Source organism: Alishewanella sp. WH16-1 (genome assembly GCF_001441695.1).
Classification (GTDB): domain Bacteria; phylum Pseudomonadota; class Gammaproteobacteria; order Enterobacterales; family Alteromonadaceae; genus Alishewanella; species Alishewanella agri.
This window is the reverse complement of the sequence record NZ_LCWL01000145.1, coordinates 18,594-36,069: the sequence shown is the minus strand read 5'-3', so window position 1 is coordinate 36,069 and position 17,476 is coordinate 18,594. Positions and strand designations below refer to the sequence as shown.

The window sequence follows — 17,476 nt, the reverse complement described above, 5'->3', positions numbered from 1 at the left end:
AACGATAAGAATTGGTTAATCTCTCATGAAATCAGCTTTTCTCTCTGTTGCGAAGCCGCGTACTCTGGCCAGCCTGTTGCTGGCAGCACTACTTAGCTTCAGCGTGCTGGCAGACAACGAAGTCCGCTACTCTCCGAATTTCAAAGGCACCGATATTAATGAATTTATTAATATCGTCGGTATGAACCTGAAAAAAACCATTATCGTTGATCCTCAGGTGCGCGGCCGGATTAATGTCCGTAGCTACGATATGCTGACCGAAGAGCAGTATTACCAGTTTTTCCTTAACGTATTACAGGTGTACGGCTTTGCAATTGTCGAGATGGACAGTGGTATTTTAAAGGTAGTACGCGACAAGGACGCTAAAACGTCAAATATTCCGGTGGTCGGCGATGACGCACCGGGTTACGGTGATGAGATGGTGACCCGGGTCGTTCCGGTGCGCAATGTCTCGGTACGTGAACTCGCGCCGTTATTACGTCAGTTTGTTAATCAGGGTGGTGGCGGCCATGTGGTGAACTACGACCCGTCCAACGTCATTATGATGACCGGTCCGGCCGCCCTGGTAAACCGCTTGGTAGATATTATCCAGCGCGTAGACAAAGCCGGCGACCAGGAACTGGAAATTTTAAAACTTAACTTTGCGTCTGCGGCAGAAATTGTTCGTATCCTGGAAAGCATCTACCGTGGTCAGAGTCGGGGCGAGCAACCTGATTTTCTGGTGCCGCGGATTGTCGCCGACGAACGCACCAATAGCGTGATCGTCAGCGGTGAAGCCCAGGCGCGGCAGCGGGTCATCGAATTAGCCCGTCGTCTGGATGCCGAATTGCAAACCAATGGTAATACCCGGGTAATGTACCTCAAATACGCCAAGGCAGAAGATTTGGTGCCGGTATTAAAAGGGGTCAGTGACTCTATCGCTGCCGAAGCTCAGGGCGCGCAGCAGGCCGGAGGTCAGCAAGCACCGCGCCGCAATGCGGGCCGGGCGATTAGCATCGAAGCGCATCCGGACAGTAACTCCTTAGTGATTACTGCCCAACCGGATATGATGCGTTCGCTGGAAGAAGTGGTGCGCCAGTTAGATATCCGCCGCGCTCAGGTTCTGGTCGAGGCGATTATTGTTGAGGTCTTTGATGGCACTGGTACAGACTTTGGTGTGCAGTGGATTAACGAAAAGGGTGGTGGAACCAATTTCAATACAGGTAACGTGATCCCTATTGTGAATATCGCTACTGGCGCCGCTGCCGCGAGACCAACACGGAATCCGGATCGCGTAGAGCAATCTACGATTCCTGGTGTACCTAGTACGACAGTGCCTGTCCCGGATACACCGGGTGACTATACCCTATTAGCCCAGGCTTTGAGCGGTTTGAATGGTGCTATGTTAGGTTTCTATAATGGTAATTGGGCTGCAATATTGCAGGCAGTCAGGTCCAATACCAATTCCAATGTTTTGGCAACACCCCATATCACCACTATGGATAACCAGGAAGCGATTTTCCTGGTCGGTCAGGAAGTGCCAATCATTACCGGCTCGTCATTGGGCTCAGACAATACTAACCCATTCCAGCAGGTACAGCGGCAGGAAGTAGGTATCAAGTTAAAAGTCACACCGCAAATTAACGAAGGCGATGCGGTACAACTGGTGATCGAGCAGGAGGTCTCCAGCATTGGCGGTGCCACCGCAGTCGATATCACGATCAACAAGCGTGAAATTAAAACCACAGTGATGGCGGATGATGGTGCGACCATCGTACTGGGTGGCCTGATTGACGAGGACGTTCAGGAAAGTGAATCTAAGGTGCCATTGCTGGGTGATATTCCGGTATTGGGCCATTTGTTTAAATCTACCAGCGTCAGCAAACGTAAGCGTAACCTGATGGTCTTTATTAAAGCCAGTATCGTGCGTGACGGCAGTGCCATCAGTGGTATTAGTAAACAAAAGTATAACTATATCCGGGCAGAACAGCTGAAACGTGACGAAGAAGGTATCCGTTTGATGCCAAACACGCCGCAGGCGGTATTGCCGGAGTGGGACGATACACTGAAGTTGCCGCCAAGTTTTGAAGAGTTTATGCAACAGCAAGAGCAACAGGTGCAGCCGCAGGGGCAGCAGCAACCATGATCGACAGTGTAATGAGCGAGAGTGCAGAGCAACCGATTCAGCCGGTGAGCCCGCGGATTCGCCTGCCTTTTGGCTTCGCCAAACGTTTTGGTGTGTTGTTACAGCAGCAGGCCTCTGGCTGGATGCTTTACACTCAGCCGGCAACCTCGGCACAGGCACTGCTGGAAGTTCGGCGTTTACTCGCCGAGCCGTTCCAGGTACAGCGGCTAGAGGCTCAGGCATTTGAGGCGCTGTTAGAGGCCTCTTATCAGCGTGACTCCAGCGAAGCGCAGCAGTTGATGGAAGATATCGGCAACGAAGTCGATCTGGTATCGCTGGCAGAAGATATTCAGGAAACCGAAGATCTGCTGGAAAACGAAGATGATGCGCCGATTATTAAGCTGATCAATGCCATGCTCGGTGAAGCCATTAAACTTGGTGCCTCGGATATCCACGTTGAAACCTTTGAAAAGGCCCTTGTCGTCCGCTTTCGGGTCGATGGTTTGCTGCGGGAAGTGCTGCGGCCGAATCGCCGCTTATCCAGCTTACTGGTATCGCGGATTAAGGTGATGGCGAAGCTGGATATCGCCGAGAAGCGGGTGCCGCAAGACGGCCGGATCAGCCTGCGGATTGCCGGTCGCGCCGTCGATGTGCGGGTCTCGACTATGCCATCCAGCCATGGTGAGCGGGTAGTGCTGCGCTTACTGGATAAAAATAATTCACATCTGAATTTGGCCGATCTGGGTATGACCAGCGGCGTCCAGCAGCAATTTTCGCAACTGATTTTGAAGCCACATGGCATTATTCTGGTCACTGGCCCTACCGGTTCCGGTAAAAGTACCACTTTGTATGCCGGCCTGACCGAGATTAACACTAAAGATCGCAATATTCTGACGGTCGAAGATCCAATCGAATATGAATTGGAAGGCATTGGCCAGACGCAGGTTAATACTAAGGTCAATATGACTTTTGCCCGGGGCCTGCGGGCTATTCTGCGTCAGGACCCGGACGTGGTGATGGTTGGTGAAATCCGTGATCTGGAAACCGCGCAAATTGCGGTGCAGGCCAGTTTAACCGGCCACCTGGTGTTATCGACCTTACACACCAACACCGCTGCCGGCGCAATAACCCGCTTGGAAGATATGGGCGTCGAAGCCTTTCTGTTGTCGTCGAGTTTGCTCGGTGTACTGGCGCAACGTTTAGTCAGAACTCTGTGTCCGCACTGCAAAGCCGCCCATGAACCCGATAAGGAAGAGCGACACCTGTTGGGGATCACTAAGAAAGAGGGTGGCCTGATTTATCGGGCGGTGGGCTGTGAGCAGTGTAATTATACTGGCTATCGTGGCCGGACAGGTATTCACGAGCTGATCGTGGTAGACGAACAAATGCGCGAAATGATCCACAACGGTAAGGGTGAGCAGGCGATAGAAAAATACGCCCGTGCGCAGTGCCCCAGTATCAGAGCGGATGGCTTTAGTAAGGTGCTGGCGGGGTTTACCACGCTGGAGGAAGTATTACGGGTCACCCGTGAGGATCTGTAATGGCAGCCTTTGAATTTCAGGCTCTGGATAGTCAGGGGAAAAAAAACAAAGGTGTGTTAGAGGCAGATAATGCCCGGCATGCCCGGCAAATCCTGCGCGAACGTAAGCTAACACCGCTCGCCGTAGAGCTGGCGTCACAACAAGAAAAGCGCCTGGCCACTCAGTCGGTGTGGTTGCGCCGGCGTATTTCTGCTGCCGAGCTGGCGCTCATTACCCGGCAATTAGCGACGCTGGTTGAAGCTGCTCTGCCGATCGAAAGTGCCATTCTGGCGGTGGCCGAGCAATGTGAAAAACCGCGGCTGAAAAATATGCTGATGGCTGTTCGTTCTAAGGTCGTGGAAGGCTACAGTCTGGCTGAAGGTTTGGCAGAGTTCCCCCACGTGTTTGATCATTTATTCCGCTCAATGGTTGCCGCAGGTGAGAAAGCCGGGCATCTGGAGCAAGTACTGAACCGCCTGGCCGATTACACCGAGCAGCGGCAATATATGCGCAGCCAGATCCTGCAAGCTATGCTGTATCCGTTAATCCTTACCGGTTTTGCAATATTGGTGATCAGCATTCTACTGGCTGCTGTTGTGCCGAAGATTGTTGTGCAGTTTGAGCATATGGGCGAGTCGTTACCCGGCTCAACACTATTCTTAATCGCCGCCAGCGATTTTTTACGCCAATATGGTGTCTTAGTTCTGATTGCTCTGTTGTTGGCGCTGGTGTTTTGGCAACGGGCGCTGCAAAAACCCGCATTGCGCTTGCGCTGGGACCAGCTGGTATTGCGCAGCGGTCTGTTTGGCAAGGTCGCAAGAGGCTTAAATACCGCCCGCTTTGCCCGCACCTTAAGTATTCTGAATGCCAGCGCAGTGCCGCTATTGGAAGCGATGCGGATCAGTTCAGACGTGTTGAGTAATAGTTATATGCGGCAGGCGCTGGGAGAGGCAACAGCCAGGGTGCGAGAGGGGGCTTCGTTAAAAAGTGCACTGGAGCAAAGTCGACTGTTTCCACCAATGATGCTGCATATGATTGCCAGCGGTGAAAAAAGTGGCCAGCTCGATGCAATGTTAGAGCGGGCCGCCAATGCCCAGGACACAGAATTTGAAACACTGGTTAAGGTATCGTTGAAAGTGTTTGAACCAGTATTAGTCGCAGTGATGGCCGGGATGGTGTTATTTATCGTCTTAGCGATTCTGCAGCCGATTTTAGCGTTAAACAATATGGTAGGTGGTTAAAATGTTAAGGCAGAAACAACAGGGTTTTACCTTACTGGAAGTGATGGTCGTTATTGTAATCCTGGGTATTATTGCCAGTATGGTGGTACCTAACTTGATGGGTAATCAGGAGCAGGCTGCCCGGCAGAAAGTGGTGGTGGATATTCAGCAGCTGGAAAGTGCCCTTGATATGTACCGCTTACGCAATAGCTTCTACCCAACTACTGAGCAGGGCCTGGAAGCTTTGGTGACAGCACCCAGCTCTCAGCCGGTACCACGGGTATTCCCGGAAGGCGGTTTTATCCGTCGCTTACCAAAGGACCCTTGGGGTGAAGAATATATTCTGGTCAGCCCAGGGCAGATGGGCCGTATTGATGTGTTCAGCAAAGGTCCTGACCGGGTCGCTGGTACTGATGATGACATCGGCAACTGGAACCTGGACGCGGAAGGCTCAGGTGCGAATTAATGCAGAGAGCTCGGGGCTTTACGCTACTGGAGGTGATGTTAGTGCTGCTACTGGTTGGGATCCTAGCCAGTGCAGTCGTCATTAATTTTAGCGGTAATAGCCCCGAGCAACGTCTGGAAAAAGAGGTATTGCGTTTTTCGCAAGTGTTTCAGTTTATTGCCGACTCCGCACAATTAAGGCAGCAGGAATGGGGACTGGTGGTTGCCGCCGGTCAATACGCTTTTGTCTACTATCAGGCCGATGGTTGGCAATGGGCACAGCAACCTGCCGCAGCCAAAGCCTATACCTTACCTGAGGGTATTACCCTGACAGTGGAACTGGAGGGGCTGCCAGGTGAGGAACAGAGTTTATTGAGCCAGCTCGAGTGGGAAGATGCAGCCGAAGACCTTGCAACATCACCCGAAGCCTCCTCACCGCCACCGCTACCACAGGTATTTATTTTGTCATCCGGCGAACTCAGCCCCTTTCGTTTAACCTTCAGCACCGAGCAGTCACTGTCGCCAGTGCAGGTAACACTGGGTACCGACTTTAGCCTGCCATTGCAGCGATATAGTGAGGCGGATTGATGCGCAAAATCTGCCGCGGCTTTACGTTACTTGAGGTGCTTATTGCATTGGCTATTTTTGCTACCGCCGGTGCCGCCATCTTGCAAGCCAGTGGCAGCCATTTACGCGCCATTGCCCAATTGGAAGAACTGACACTGGCGAGTATGGTGGCGAATAATCAACTACAGCTGGCGCAGATAAATCGCAGCTGGCCACCGCGTGAGCTGGAGCAGGGCGAAGTCCGCTTAGGTGAACGCGACTGGCAATGGCAACTGCGGGCTAATGTGGTACCGGATCAGGATTTGCGCGAATTAGTGGTGACAGTCAGAGCAGCAGAAGCTCCGGAGCAGATTGTCTATCAGCTGAAAACTTACGTCGGGCGGCCAGATGCAGCGAATTAACGGCTTTACCTTTCTGGAAATGTTGTTGGCGACGGCAATTTTTGCGATGGTTGGCTTAGCTTCAGTTGGCATTTTATCGAATGTGACTCAGAGCGATGAGGTATCACAACAGCGGTTAACAAACTTACGTCAGTTACAACAAACCATGTTGCTATTAGAGCGGGATTTGATGCAAATCAGCGCCAGACGGGTACGTATTGAAGGTGATCCACCAAAACAAGAGCGTTTATGGGGTGAGCCCTTTTTGCTCGGTAGTGAAGACCATGGTCTGAGTTTTACCCGTCAGGGTTGGCGCAATCCGGGAATGTTATTACCGCGTAGCGAACTGCAAGCGGTTGCTTATCGTTTGCAGGATGGTCAATTACAACGGCTGTTTACGCTTTATGTGGATGCGGTGAATGACAGTACGCCGCAACAACAAATTTTGCTGACCGATGTCGAGTCCTTTGTGGTGTCTTACTGGTACAACGATAAATGGGAAGAGCGTTGGCATCATCAATATTTTCCGCAAGCGATCCGTATCCAACTGACCCAGCTGGGTAGCGGTGAATATGAGCGGGTTTTTATACTGCCTGATGCGTTATGGCGTGGAGTTGAGGGATGAACACAAGCCCGCCTCCGATCCGCACTCAAGCTGGTGCAGCCTTAATTACGGTGCTGATGATTGTAGCGATAGTCGTGGTATTAGCTGTCGAAATGAGTGGCCGCTTACAATTGCAACTACAACGGCAGCAAAATATTCAGCAACAGCAACAGGCATTTTGGTACGCCATGGGCGCCGAGGCTTTTGCCAGGGTGTTATTACAACGCTCGTTAGCGGGGCAGCAGGTGGTGCATTTGGGGCAGGATTGGGCGCAACAGGGTGCCAGTTTTATGGTAGAAGATGGCCAGATTGCGGGTGAAATTAATGACCTGAACAGCTGTTTTAATTTAAACGCCTTGCAAAAACAGCCCGACCGCAGCAAGGGTCAGCAACAAACGTTGGCACAGCAAAGTTTTCAGCGGTTATTGGAGCAAATAGGTAGCGAGCTCAGTATGCCGGCTGAGTACCTGACAGCCAGGCTCAGCGACTGGTTGGATGAAGATGGCATATTGAATTCAGCCGGTGGCGCTGAACAAGATGATTATGCCTCGCTGCAGTTTCCGTATTATACCGCTAACAGTTTAATGGTATCAGAGACTGAACTGCGTTTGATGCTGGATCTGACGCCGGCAGACTACCAGTTGTTACAACCTTATATCTGTGTGCTACCGGAAACAGACAGTTGGCTGTTGAATGTGAATACGCTGACGGAGCAGACAGCGGTATTGTTGCAAGCACTGATACCTGAGCTGACCGAAGCGCAAGCTCAGGAGCTGGTGTTGGAAAGGCCCGAAGAAGGTTATGCCGATGTAGAAAGCTTTCTGCAAAGCACAGCACTTTCCGGTATAACAGTAACAGATGAAGCCAAGGCAATACTCAGTGTCCGTTCCAACTATTTTCGGTTGCAGGCAACAACCGCTTATCTGGAAGCCGGGTTCCGGCAGACGACGCTGTTTAAACGAGAAGAAAATGATGCAATCAAGGTGTTGGCACGGCGTTTTGGAGGCCAGGGGTGAATGAACAATTAATAATCCGGCTTGGTAGTCAGCCACAACAAAGCATTAGTTGGTTGGTGTGGGCACCGTTGACGGCAGAAGTGATCGCCAGTGGCGAAGTGGCTGCAGTTGAACAATTACCTGCATTAGCCGAACGCTTGGGGCGTAGAGCGGTCATTGCCCTGGTGCCAGCCGCAGATGTGGTATTAAAAACTATCGCTTTGCCGGCCAAGCCAACTAAGCAACTGTTGCAGGCATTACCCTTTATGCTGGAGGAGGAGCAGGCAGAAGATATTGATCGGCTCTTTATCGCCGTCGGCCAGGTTGAACAGCGCGAAGGACAGTATTGGCAGCAAGTGGCGATTTGTCAGCGGCAACGATTGGAACAGTGGCTGGACTGGCTGCAGCAAGCTGGCTTTAATGTCAGCCGGCTGATTCCGGATGCCTTGTTGTTACCCGCAGAGTCACTACCTGCCTGCATTGAACTGCAACAGCAATGGTTATTGCGTTTAGATGCGTGGCAGGCAACGGCTGTTGATAGTAGTTGGTGGCCAGACTACCTCAGTTTGGCGGCTTTGCCAGAAATGACCAGTTACAGTCCGTGGCCAGAACAGCTCGCCCATCCGGTCAAACCCGGTTCACCTGAGTTACCGCTGGCATTATTGGCCCGGGGGCTAGCCACTACCAGTTTTAACCTGCTGCAAGGCACCTATACGCCGAAGAAACCGCAGAATAAAACCTGGCAGCAATGGCGCTCAACCGCACTGCTTACCGGCGCTGTGCTGATATTGTATTTAGCACAATTGACCGCGGAAGTCTGGCAGCAACAGCGGGCTCTGGCCGAGACCCGTGCCAATTTACAAAATGAGTATTTGCAGCTCTACCCCGGCGAGCGGATTATTAATTTAAGCCGTCAGTTGCAGCAAAAGCTGCAGGCTGTCGGCGCCGGAGGTAGCGAGCAAAGCTTCTTTGTGCAGTTACAGGCATTACAACAACGATTACAAAGCATGCCAGATATTAAGCTGGATTCTTTGCGTTACGATGCGGCAAGGCAGGAGCTGCGTTTTTCGGCGAGTGCCGGTGGTTTTCAGAGCTTTGAACAGTTGAAAAATGCTCTGGAACAAGCTGGCTACGTGGTTGAACAGGGTGCCTTGAGTAATGACGGCAGTCGTGTGCAGGGTACAGTAGTCATGCGGGGTAAAGTATGAAACAACGGCTCTTGATTTGGTGGGGTCAGCTGGCGCAACGTGAGCAGCGGCTGTTGCTGATTTGTATTCCGGTGTTAGCGTTGGGGATGTTTTATTGGCTAATCTGGCAGCCACTTCATCAGGCGCAGCAACAAAATAGTCAGGCCTTACAGCTGGCACAGCAGCAATTAGCAGCACTGCAGCAAGCTAAGCCCATCTTATTACAAGCGGGCAAAGAGCTGCAGCGAACCGGTGGTAGTCTGGCACAAATTGTCAGTAACAGCGCCAGGACCTTTAATATTCGCGTTAGCAGAATGCAGCCGCAAGGCGAACAGTTGCAACTGGTGTTAGAAGATATTGCTTACGAGCAATTACTGCCATGGTTGCACCAATTGCACTATCAGAATGGCGTACGGCTGGTGCAAGTCGATTTGGCGGCGACAGATAAAAGCGGTATGGTCAGAGTTCGCAGAATGGTGATTGAGTAGTATGAAGAAGTATTGGAAGTTCGCGCTGCTGGGTAGTCTGGCTTATCTGGTATTTCTGATTATCATGATGCCCGCAGCCTGGTGGTTCAGGTTGTTACCCTTGCCAGCCGCCATCCAGCATGGTCCGGTAACCGGTACTTTATGGCAGGGACAGATCCAGCAAGTGCAGTATCAACAGTTGCAGATAGCAGAGTTACGCTGGCAGTTGCAACCCTGGTCATTGTTGTTATTACGTGCCGAGTTGCAGTTGGATTCCGGCTCTATGCAACAACAACAGCAGCCTTATCTGCAAGCGCAGTTGCGTTTATCGCCGGCGGCAGTCGAGGTCCGTGACGCTCTGTTGCGGTTGCCCGTGCCGGCGGTGCTGCCATTACTAAAGCTGCCGTTACCGGTACAGGCGGAAGGTAATTTGCTGTTTGATGTCAGTCGCTTGGTTATTCGGGAACAACAATGCCACGAGCTTACGGGCAGTGCGAGTTGGTTAGATGCGCGTTTACAGCCACCAACTGGTACCTGGCTGAACCTGGAGCATTTTCATGCCAGCCTGCGTTGTGAAAATAATCAGCCGCTGTTGACTACTGATCCGGCTAACATTTTAGCCTTGGCAATAGAAGCTACCGTCAATCAGCAAGGGCAGCTTACAGTAAGCGGCACGCTACAACCCTCTGCACAACTGCCAGATGAGGTGCATCAGGCGATGCGTTTTGTCGGTACACCTGATGCGGAAGGGCGTTATCGGCTAAACTTCTGAAGCAGGGAGCTGATTGCGGCTTTGATAAATGTCTGACAGCAAAGTGCGGTAATCGGTAATCATGCTAAAACCATGGTAATGATTACCCGGTTTCTGGCTATCCGGGTTCGCCACGCCGAGTAGGTGTTTAATGCCAAACTCGCGGGCGGCTTCCAGAATGGGTAGGCTATCATCGACAAACAGCGTGCGTGCCGGATCGAAATTCAGTCGCTGCTTTAATTTATGCCACAACTGCTGGCTTTCTTTGGTGACGCCAAATTCGTGGGTTGAAATCAGCTGTTCAATATATTTCGCCAGATCCGTACGTTCCAGTTTTAACGACAAACTGTCCGGATGAGCATTAGTGACTAAAGCGACATGCCGGCCGGTAGCCTTTAAGGCTGTCAAAAATGCCGGTACATCGTCGCGCATCTGAATTTTATGGATTATTTCACGTTTCAGTTCGGTGATCGGTAACTGTAATCGTTTACCCCAATAATCCAGACAATACCATTCTAGTTTGCCTTGCAGATGGTCGTATTCAGCCATCAGCTCAGCACTGGCTTCCGCTGCGCTCTTGCCTGACAACTCGGCCCAGCGCTGTGGCAAATGTACTTGCCAGAAATAATTGTCAAAATGTAAATCCAGCAGGGTACCGTCCATATCCAATAGTACGGTATCGATTTCTGACCATTGCAGCATAGGCTTTTCCCGTTAATCGCTTTATAGTAGCTAACCAAGTAGAGTGATAAGCAGTTTAACAGAGAGCAGCCGATGACGCAGCGCACAGACGATAAACAAAAACCGGAAATTCTGTCGCAACAAATTGTGGCGCAAAGCCGGCTGTTTAAAGTGGAGCAGCTGGAGCTGCGATTTAGCAACGGTGAAGAGCGTATTTACGAGCGTATGCGCGGTAGCAACCGCGGCGCGGTAATGATTATCGCCTGTCCGGATCCGGAACACCTGTATCTGGTACGCGAATACTGTGCCGGCACCCACGATTATCAATTGGGTTTTCCGAAAGGGTTAATTGACCCGGGCGAGGATATTCTGACTGCGGCCAATCGCGAGCTAAAAGAGGAAATCGGCTTCGGTGCCAGGCGTTTTGTACAGCTGAAATCACTGGCTTTAGCGCCTGGCTATTTTAATGCTACAATGCATCTGGTGCTGGCCTTTGATCTTTATGCTGAGCAACAGGCTGGTGACGAACCTGAACCTTTGGAGCTGGTGCGCTGGGCGCGGCAAGAGTCAGCCGCTTTATTGCAACAGGCAGATTTTACCGAAGCGCGCAGCGTGGCAGCCTTGTTGCTGGCACAACACTATTTGGAAGCCAACCCGGATGTTTTTAAGCAAACTGCTGGAGCCAGTGAAGACCACCGCCCGTGAGGCCGGTGCGATTTTATGGGAGCTTTACCAGAGCGGTGACTTTAGCCAGCAACAAAAGCAGGATACCAGCCCGGTCACTACGGCTGATCTGGCCGCTAATAAGCATATTATTGACCGGCTCAGTGAGCTGACGCCGGACATACCGATTATCTCCGAAGAAACTCACTTAGTTCCTTTAGCCCAGCGTTATGACTGGCCGCGTTATTGGTTGATCGATCCGATGGACGGTACCCAGGAGTTTGTTGCCCGTAGTGGCGATTTTGCCGTTAGTATTGCGTTGGTGGAACATGGCTGGCCAGCGCTGGGCGTGATTTACTGGCCTCAGGAACAGTTGTTGTATTACGCCATTCGCGGCAATGGCGCCTTTAAACAACAACGTAATCTGCTACAACGTATTCAGGTTCATCAGTATCAGCCTGAGCAACCCTTGCGTATCGCCGTAAGTCGGCGTCAGCCCCGGCTGCTTATCAGTGAGTTATTACAGCAACCCGAACATGCTGAATTTATTGCTTTAGGTAGCTGCTCGTTAAAAAGTTGTCTGGTGGCGGAAGGCAAAGCAGATTGTTATCTGCGCTTAGGACCCACTGGTGAATGGGATACCGGCGCGGTGCAGGTCATTGTTGAAGAAGCCGGCGGTAAAATCCTCGATAGTCAGTTTGCACCCCTTAGTTATAACCAAAGGGAAACCCTCGGTAATCCTGATTTTATGGTAATAGGAGCTGCAGTACAGCCCTGGCCGGAGTTAATTAAAGCCCGGCAAACTGCGCGCGAATTGTAATAAAATTACCAACTTTAGTAATTAAGTAACTGGCCACAAGCCGCGCAATCAGTGGCGCTTAGCCAAATCCCAGTATCTTTTATCGTGAAAAAACGCTATGATGCGCGGGTGTTTTTTGAACAGAGAACCGCCCTTTGTTCAAAGAGCAACATTAAATTAAGTCCGTCAGAGACTGCACCCTTACCTACAGTACCCTTAGGAGTTAACAAATGTCCGATCTGGATTTGGGCCAATACGGCATCACAGATGTCACGGAAATCGTATATAACCCATCTTACGAGCTGCTGTTCGCTGAAGAAACCCGCAGTGACCTACAAGGTTATGAAAAAGGTAAGCTGACCGAACTTGGCGCGGTATCAGTTGATACTGGTATCTTTACCGGCCGTTCTCCGAAAGACAAATACATTGTGCGTGATGACACCACCCGCGATACCGTTTGGTGGTCTGATCAAGGCAAAAACGACAACAAAGCTATCACCCCGGAAGTTTGGGCTGATCTGAAAACACTGGTAACCCGCCAGTTATCCGGCAAAAGACTCTTTGTTGTTGACACCTTTTGTGGTGCTAACGCCGACACCCGCTTAGCGGTACGTTTTATTACTGAGGTGGCTTGGCAGGCGCATTTCGTAAAAAATATGTTTATCCGGCCTACCGATGAAGAGCTGAAAAGCTATAAGCCAGACTTTATCGTGATGAACGGTGCCAAATGCACTAACCCGGATTGGCAGAAACATGGCCTGAATTCAGAAAACTTCGTTGCCTTTAACCTGACCGAGCGCATTCAACTGATCGGTGGTACCTGGTACGGCGGCGAAATGAAGAAGGGTATGTTCTCAATGATGAACTACTTCCTGCCACTGCAAGGCATCGCTTCGATGCATTGTTCTGCTAACGTCGGTAAAGACGGCGACGTGGCGGTATTCTTCGGTCTGTCTGGTACCGGTAAAACGACCCTGTCAACCGATCCGAAGCGCCAGTTAATTGGTGACGATGAGCACGGCTGGGATGACGACGGTGTATTTAACTTCGAAGGCGGCTGTTACGCCAAGACCATTAACCTGTCGAAAGAAAACGAGCCGGATATCTATAATGCCATCCGTCGTGACGCCCTGCTGGAAAACGTGACCGTGCTGGCAGACGGCAAAATTGATTTTAACGATGGCTCGAAAACGGAAAATACCCGGGTGTCGTACCCGATTTACCATATCGACAATATCGTCACCCCAGTGTCGAAAGCTGGTCATGCCAAGAAAGTGATTTTTCTGACTGCAGATGCCTTTGGTGTCTTACCGCCGGTATCGAAGTTAACCAAAGAACAGGCTAAGTACCATTTCCTGTCTGGCTTTACGGCCAAGCTGGCCGGTACTGAGCGTGGTATTACTGAACCTACGCCAACCTTCTCCAGCTGTTTCGGCGCCGCCTTCTTAAGCCTGCACCCAACTAAGTATGCGGAAGTGTTAGGTAAGCGGATGGAAGCCGCTGGTGCTGAAGCTTATCTGGTCAATACCGGTTGGAATGGCACAGGTAAACGTGTATCCATTAAAGCCACCCGTGCCATTATTGACGCCATCCTGGACGGTAGCATCGAGAACGCCGAATTTGTGCAGCTGCCGTACTTTAACCTGGCAATTCCAACTCATCTGCATGATGTCGATGACGGTATCCTGGATCCGCGTGCAACTTACACCAACGCAGCAGACTGGGAAGTCAAAGCCAAAGATCTGGCCAAACGTTTTATCGATAACTTTGTTAAGTTTACTGATAACGATGAAGGTAAAGCCCTGGTGGCGGCAGGCCCACAGTTGTAATAAACTGCAGTGCTAATAACACAAAGCCCCGGTTCGGGGCTTTGTTGTTTTATCCGGTACTAAATTTATGCTGGCGCCAGGTTCAGCTTCGTCTGCAGATAGTCGCAGATTTGGTGGTTAAGCCAGAATTCGGTACGAAATGGATGTTTGCCGCCGACAAAGCCGACATGGCCACCGTGGCGGCTGAGCCGGTATTCCACCTGTGGACTCAGCTCCGCCGGGGAGGGGATCACGGCGTCGCTTAAAAAGGGATCGTCACTGGCATGAATAATCAGCGTTGGGATGGTGATAGCGTTTAACCAGGCTTTGCCGCTGGCGCGTTGGTAATAGTCAGCGGCATCGCGAAAGCCATGGATCGGCGCAGTATAATGCTGGTCGAATTCGGCAATACTGTTAAATTGCCGCACCTGAGCTGGCGTTAGCGGGAGCGGAAAATCCGGGAACTGCGCCAGCTTGGCCAGGGTTTGCCGTTTTAAGCGCTCCAGCAAGTAACGCTGATAAATTTTACTCAGGCCCTGATTAATGCGTTTGGCGCAGGCCGCCAGATCCAGTGGCGGGCAGATGGCGACGGCAGCGCGTAGCGGATTAGCACTGGCTTGCTCACCACAGTATTTTACCAACACATTACCCCCCAGGGAAAAGCCAACTGCGGTTAGTGGCATCGCCGGAAAACGCTGTTGTAGTTGGCTTAGCAAATAGCCAACATCGGCAGTATCGCCGCTGTGATAGGCCCGTGGCAGCTTGTTCGGTTTGCCATGACAGCCACGAAAATGCATCACTACCGCTGGCAGTTTGCGGCGTGTTACTTCGGCCAGCAGCCCCTGAATATAATGGCTGTGCAGATCGCCGGCTAAACCATGCAGGATCACCAGTAGCGGCCTTTGCTCGGTTACTGGCAGTTGTTCGGTCCAGTTGAGCTGCAGTTCATCACCATCGGGTAAGGCTAACATTTCCGGGTAGGTTGGCACCTGTTGCTTTGGACTTAAATACTTAGCAAAAATAGTTTGCAGATGAGCATTACGTAGCCACCACGGCGCGCTAAAGCTGGTGGCATGAAGATGATGACTGGCTGGTCCGAGCTGTGCTTGCAAAATAACCGCTCCTGAGAAAGAATGTGGCCTAAGGCTTCCAAAAAAAGAATAACGATGAATCGCCGCCAATTTATCCTGTCAGGCCTGGCGCTTGGCACCACCGCAACGCTGGGAGTTAACGGTTATCAGCTGCTAAACAGTGATGACACGGCTAATTCTGAGCTGGTCCTCGCCGCCTTGCTACCGGCCTTATTATACGGTGCTTTACCCACAGCGCCGGCAGAGTCTGACGCCGCCATTAGCCGGACTATCGCGGCGGTGCACGACAGCCTGGCATTTTTGCCGCTACGCCAGCAGCAAGAACTACAACTGCTATTTAATTTGCTGGCACAGCGACTGGGCCGGCTGGCGCTAAGTGGCCACTGGTTGCCGCTGGCTGAGCTGAGTCTGCCACAACGGCTGACGTTGTTTGCCCGCTGGCGTGATAGCTACCTTGCCGTATTGCAGCAAGCTTACCATGGTTTACGCGAATTGTTATTTGCTGCCTACTACAGTCAGCCCGAGCACTGGGCCACCCTCAATTATACTGCACCGAGGTTCCGTTAATGGCTAAGCAGTCACCGCAACATCTGGACGCCAGTCAATTTACCGCCGAACAACAATTTAGCGCCGATGTGGTCATCATCGGTAGCGGCGCCGGTGGCGGTATTGCCGCGGAGTTACTGGCTAAGGCCGGTTTGCAGGTATTGTTACTGGAAGAGGGCGCCTACTATGATCGCGATGATTTTGTCATGGAAGAGCGCTGGGCCTATCCGCAGCTGTATCAGGAAGCAGCGGGGCGTAAAACCCGCGATCAGGCGATTGGTATTCTGCAGGGCCGCACTGTAGGTGGCTCAACCACCGTTAACTGGACTACCTCAATCCGCACCCCTCAGCCAACACTCAGCTACTGGCAAACAGAATTTGGCCTCGACTTTAGCGGTGACAATACGCTAAGTCCTTATTTTGCTTTGGCTGAGCAGCGGTTAAATATCCACCGCTGGCCGATGCCGCCCAATGCGAATAATGCCAAATTACAGCAAGGTTGCGAGCGTCTGGGATGGGAATATACGGTGATCGACCGTAATGTCAACGGCTGCGCCAACCTTGGCTATTGCGGCATGGGCTGCCCGATCAATGCCAAGCAATCGATGTTAGTTAGTACCATTCCCAGTGCGTTGACGCAGGGCGCCCGGCTGATCTCGCGACTTTCGGTGCGGCAGCTACACTGGCAGGGCAATCAGGTGCAAAGTCTTACTGCGGTGCCGGTCGATCGCTTTTTCCATCCGCGCGCGGAAATACAGATTCGCATTCGGGCCAAACACTTTATTGTCGCCGCCGGCGCCATCGGCTCGCCGGCGTTACTGTTACGCTCCAAAGTGCCGGATCCCTCAGGCCGTCTGGGTAAACATACCTATTTGCACCCGACAGTGATCTCCGGCGCGGTCTTTAATGAGGACATTAATGGCCATGCCGGCGCACCGCAAAGTATTTATTCCGATCAGTTTGTCTGGCCCAGCGATGGGCAGGCCGGTTACAAGCTGGAAGTCCCCCCGCTGCACCCGGTACTGATGGCAACCAAGCTGACTGGCCAGGCTCAGGCCCATGCTGCCTTGATGCAGCAGTTTAATCAGTTACAGGTGACTATCGCTTTACTGCGCGATGGTTTTCATCCGCAAAGTCAGGGCGGCAGTGTTAGCCTGGATGCGCAGCAGCAACCGCTGCTGGATTATCCGATCAGTGACTATTTGTGGCAGGGTATGCGTCGTGCGCTGTTATCGATGGCTGAGCTACAATTTGCTGCTGGTGCCAAAGCGGTATTGCCCATTCATCATCAGGCGCAGCAATACCAAAGCTGGGCCGAGGCAAAAAGCGCGATCGCCCAGCTGGCAATGCGTCCGTTATTACAAACGGTGGTGTCGGCTCATGTGATGGGCGGCTGTAATATGGCGGCTAACGAGCGACAGGGCGTAGTGAATGCCGATGGTCAGCATTATCAACTGCAAAACCTGTCGATTTTTGACGGCTCGGTATTACCAACCAGCCTGGGGGCTAACCCGCAGCTGACGATCTACGCTTTAGTGTGGCGTAATACTGAACGGCTGATTAGTCGTTTACGACACGGCTCCCGTTAACAATTTTTCTTTGGCTTAGGTAGCTAAAGCTGGATTCTACTAGTAAAAATAGACTATTGT

18 protein-coding genes are annotated in these 17,476 nt (G+C 51.7%); 16 read left to right on the top strand and 2 right to left on the bottom strand.

Translation table 11 applies throughout. The features are described from left to right. Nucleotides 1-25 precede the first annotated feature (25 nt). The 11 genes from gspD to AAY72_RS15100 are packed head-to-tail and all read left to right on the top strand — an operon-like array spanning nt 26 to nt 10,260. Nucleotides 26-2,125, top strand: coding sequence for a type II secretion system secretin GspD (gspD, locus tag AAY72_RS15150; RefSeq protein WP_057788643.1), 2,100 nt, complete (start codon nt 26-28; stop codon nt 2,123-2,125). A gap of 11 nt (nt 2,126-2,136) precedes the next feature. Continuing rightward, nucleotides 2,137-3,645, top strand: a complete 1,509-nt coding sequence (gene gspE / locus AAY72_RS15145) for a type II secretion system ATPase GspE (RefSeq protein WP_057788723.1) — start codon at nt 2,137-2,139, stop codon at nt 3,643-3,645. Further along, the gene (gene gspF / locus AAY72_RS15140; protein ID WP_057788641.1) at nt 3,645-4,865 is read left to right on the top strand and encodes a type II secretion system inner membrane protein GspF; all 1,221 of its coding nucleotides are present in this window, start codon (nt 3,645-3,647) and stop codon (nt 4,863-4,865) included. Before gspE ends, gspF begins: the two co-directional genes overlap by 1 nt. A gap of 1 nt (nt 4,866) precedes the next feature. Continuing rightward, nucleotides 4,867-5,310: a type II secretion system major pseudopilin GspG gene (gene gspG, locus AAY72_RS15135; RefSeq protein ID WP_008985182.1), complete on the top strand. Its 444-nt coding sequence runs from the start codon at nt 4,867-4,869 to the stop codon at nt 5,308-5,310. Next, nucleotides 5,310-5,876, top strand: a complete 567-nt coding sequence (gene gspH / locus AAY72_RS15130; protein WP_057788639.1) for a type II secretion system minor pseudopilin GspH — start codon at nt 5,310-5,312, stop codon at nt 5,874-5,876. The genes gspG and gspH overlap by 1 nt, the downstream gene beginning before the upstream one ends. Then, the gene (gene gspI / locus AAY72_RS15125) at nt 5,876-6,256 is read left to right on the top strand and encodes a type II secretion system minor pseudopilin GspI (protein WP_008985184.1); all 381 of its coding nucleotides are present in this window, start codon (nt 5,876-5,878) and stop codon (nt 6,254-6,256) included. The genes gspH and gspI overlap by 1 nt, the downstream gene beginning before the upstream one ends. After that, complete coding sequence (gene gspJ, locus AAY72_RS15120) at nt 6,243-6,860, top strand: type II secretion system minor pseudopilin GspJ (RefSeq protein WP_057788637.1); 618 nt, start codon at nt 6,243-6,245, stop codon at nt 6,858-6,860. The genes gspI and gspJ overlap by 14 nt, the downstream gene beginning before the upstream one ends. Continuing rightward, on the top strand, nt 6,857-7,855 hold the full coding sequence (gene gspK, locus AAY72_RS15115) for a type II secretion system minor pseudopilin GspK (protein WP_008985186.1): 999 nt from the start codon (nt 6,857-6,859) through the stop codon (nt 7,853-7,855). Before gspJ ends, gspK begins: the two co-directional genes overlap by 4 nt. After that, on the top strand, nt 7,852-9,042 hold the full coding sequence (gene gspL / locus AAY72_RS15110) for a type II secretion system protein GspL (RefSeq protein WP_057788635.1): 1,191 nt from the start codon (nt 7,852-7,854) through the stop codon (nt 9,040-9,042). Before gspK ends, gspL begins: the two co-directional genes overlap by 4 nt. Beyond that, entirely contained in the window at nt 9,039-9,509 is a 471-nt protein-coding gene (gspM, locus tag AAY72_RS15105) for a type II secretion system protein GspM (RefSeq protein WP_057788633.1), read from the top strand. Before gspL ends, gspM begins: the two co-directional genes overlap by 4 nt. Nucleotide 9,510: 1 nt before the next feature. Continuing rightward, complete coding sequence (locus tag AAY72_RS15100) at nt 9,511-10,260, top strand: type II secretion system protein N (RefSeq protein ID WP_057788631.1); 750 nt, start codon at nt 9,511-9,513, stop codon at nt 10,258-10,260. Here the strand turns inward: AAY72_RS15100 and yrfG are convergent. Beyond that, nucleotides 10,249-10,941 (bottom strand): GMP/IMP nucleotidase, encoded by a 693-nt coding sequence (gene yrfG / locus AAY72_RS15095; protein WP_057788629.1) that lies wholly within the window; start codon nt 10,939-10,941, stop codon nt 10,249-10,251. The genes AAY72_RS15100 and yrfG overlap by 12 nt on opposite strands. A 72-nt stretch (nt 10,942-11,013) precedes the next feature. Between yrfG and nudE the strand changes: the two genes are divergently transcribed. The 3 genes from nudE to pckA all read left to right on the top strand — a co-directional run bounded on the left by nudE (nt 11,014) and on the right by pckA (nt 14,211). Further along, nucleotides 11,014-11,625 (top strand): ADP compounds hydrolase NudE, encoded by a 612-nt coding sequence (gene nudE / locus AAY72_RS15090; RefSeq protein ID WP_008950758.1) that lies wholly within the window; start codon nt 11,014-11,016, stop codon nt 11,623-11,625. After that, nucleotides 11,579-12,403, top strand: a complete 825-nt coding sequence (cysQ, locus tag AAY72_RS15085; protein ID WP_008985191.1) for a 3'(2'),5'-bisphosphate nucleotidase CysQ — start codon at nt 11,579-11,581, stop codon at nt 12,401-12,403. The genes nudE and cysQ overlap by 47 nt, the downstream gene beginning before the upstream one ends. 209 nt (nt 12,404-12,612) lie before the next feature. Then, nucleotides 12,613-14,211, top strand: a complete 1,599-nt coding sequence (gene pckA / locus AAY72_RS15080) for a phosphoenolpyruvate carboxykinase (ATP) (protein ID WP_057788627.1) — start codon at nt 12,613-12,615, stop codon at nt 14,209-14,211. Nucleotides 14,212-14,276: 65 nt separating this feature from the next. Here the strand turns inward: pckA and AAY72_RS15075 are convergent, their stop codons facing one another. Then, entirely contained in the window at nt 14,277-15,302 is a 1,026-nt protein-coding gene (locus tag AAY72_RS15075) for a hydrolase (protein WP_057788625.1), read from the bottom strand. Between the two features lie 54 nt (nt 15,303-15,356). Between AAY72_RS15075 and AAY72_RS15070 the strand changes: the two genes are divergently transcribed. Next, nucleotides 15,357-15,848 carry a hypothetical protein gene (locus AAY72_RS15070; protein ID WP_057788624.1) on the top strand — a complete coding sequence of 164 codons (492 nt, stop codon included), beginning with the start codon at nt 15,357-15,359 and terminating at the stop codon, nt 15,846-15,848. Beyond that, nucleotides 15,848-17,416 carry a GMC family oxidoreductase gene (locus tag AAY72_RS15065; protein WP_057788622.1) on the top strand — a complete coding sequence of 523 codons (1,569 nt, stop codon included), beginning with the start codon at nt 15,848-15,850 and terminating at the stop codon, nt 17,414-17,416. Before AAY72_RS15070 ends, AAY72_RS15065 begins: the two co-directional genes overlap by 1 nt. Nucleotides 17,417-17,476: the final 60 nt, after the last annotated feature.

Bases quoted from the DNA above. Each gene is read 5' to 3' on its own strand.
- gspD (WP_057788643.1), top strand. From the start codon at position 26: ATGAAATCAGCTTTTCTCTCTGTTGCGAAGCCGCGTACTCTGGCCAGC.
- gspE (WP_057788723.1), top strand. From the start codon at position 2,137: ATGAGCGAGAGTGCAGAGCAACCGATTCAGCCGGTGAGCCCGCGGATT.
- gspF (WP_057788641.1), top strand. From the start codon at position 3,645: ATGGCAGCCTTTGAATTTCAGGCTCTGGATAGTCAGGGGAAAAAAAAC.
- gspG (WP_008985182.1), top strand. From the start codon at position 4,867: ATGTTAAGGCAGAAACAACAGGGTTTTACCTTACTGGAAGTGATGGTC.
- gspH (WP_057788639.1), top strand. From the start codon at position 5,310: ATGCAGAGAGCTCGGGGCTTTACGCTACTGGAGGTGATGTTAGTGCTG.
- gspI (WP_008985184.1), top strand. From the start codon at position 5,876: ATGCGCAAAATCTGCCGCGGCTTTACGTTACTTGAGGTGCTTATTGCA.
- gspJ (WP_057788637.1), top strand. From the start codon at position 6,243: ATGCAGCGAATTAACGGCTTTACCTTTCTGGAAATGTTGTTGGCGACG.
- gspK (WP_008985186.1), top strand. From the start codon at position 6,857: ATGAACACAAGCCCGCCTCCGATCCGCACTCAAGCTGGTGCAGCCTTA.
- gspM (WP_057788633.1), top strand. From the start codon at position 9,039: ATGAAACAACGGCTCTTGATTTGGTGGGGTCAGCTGGCGCAACGTGAG.
- AAY72_RS15100 (WP_057788631.1), top strand. From the start codon at position 9,511: ATGAAGAAGTATTGGAAGTTCGCGCTGCTGGGTAGTCTGGCTTATCTG.
- yrfG (WP_057788629.1), bottom strand. From the start codon at position 10,941: ATGCTGCAATGGTCAGAAATCGATACCGTACTATTGGATATGGACGGT.
- nudE (WP_008950758.1), top strand. From the start codon at position 11,014: ATGACGCAGCGCACAGACGATAAACAAAAACCGGAAATTCTGTCGCAA.
- cysQ (WP_008985191.1), top strand. From the start codon at position 11,579: ATGTTTTTAAGCAAACTGCTGGAGCCAGTGAAGACCACCGCCCGTGAG.
- pckA (WP_057788627.1), top strand. From the start codon at position 12,613: ATGTCCGATCTGGATTTGGGCCAATACGGCATCACAGATGTCACGGAA.
- AAY72_RS15070 (WP_057788624.1), top strand. From the start codon at position 15,357: ATGAATCGCCGCCAATTTATCCTGTCAGGCCTGGCGCTTGGCACCACC.
- AAY72_RS15065 (WP_057788622.1), top strand. From the start codon at position 15,848: ATGGCTAAGCAGTCACCGCAACATCTGGACGCCAGTCAATTTACCGCC.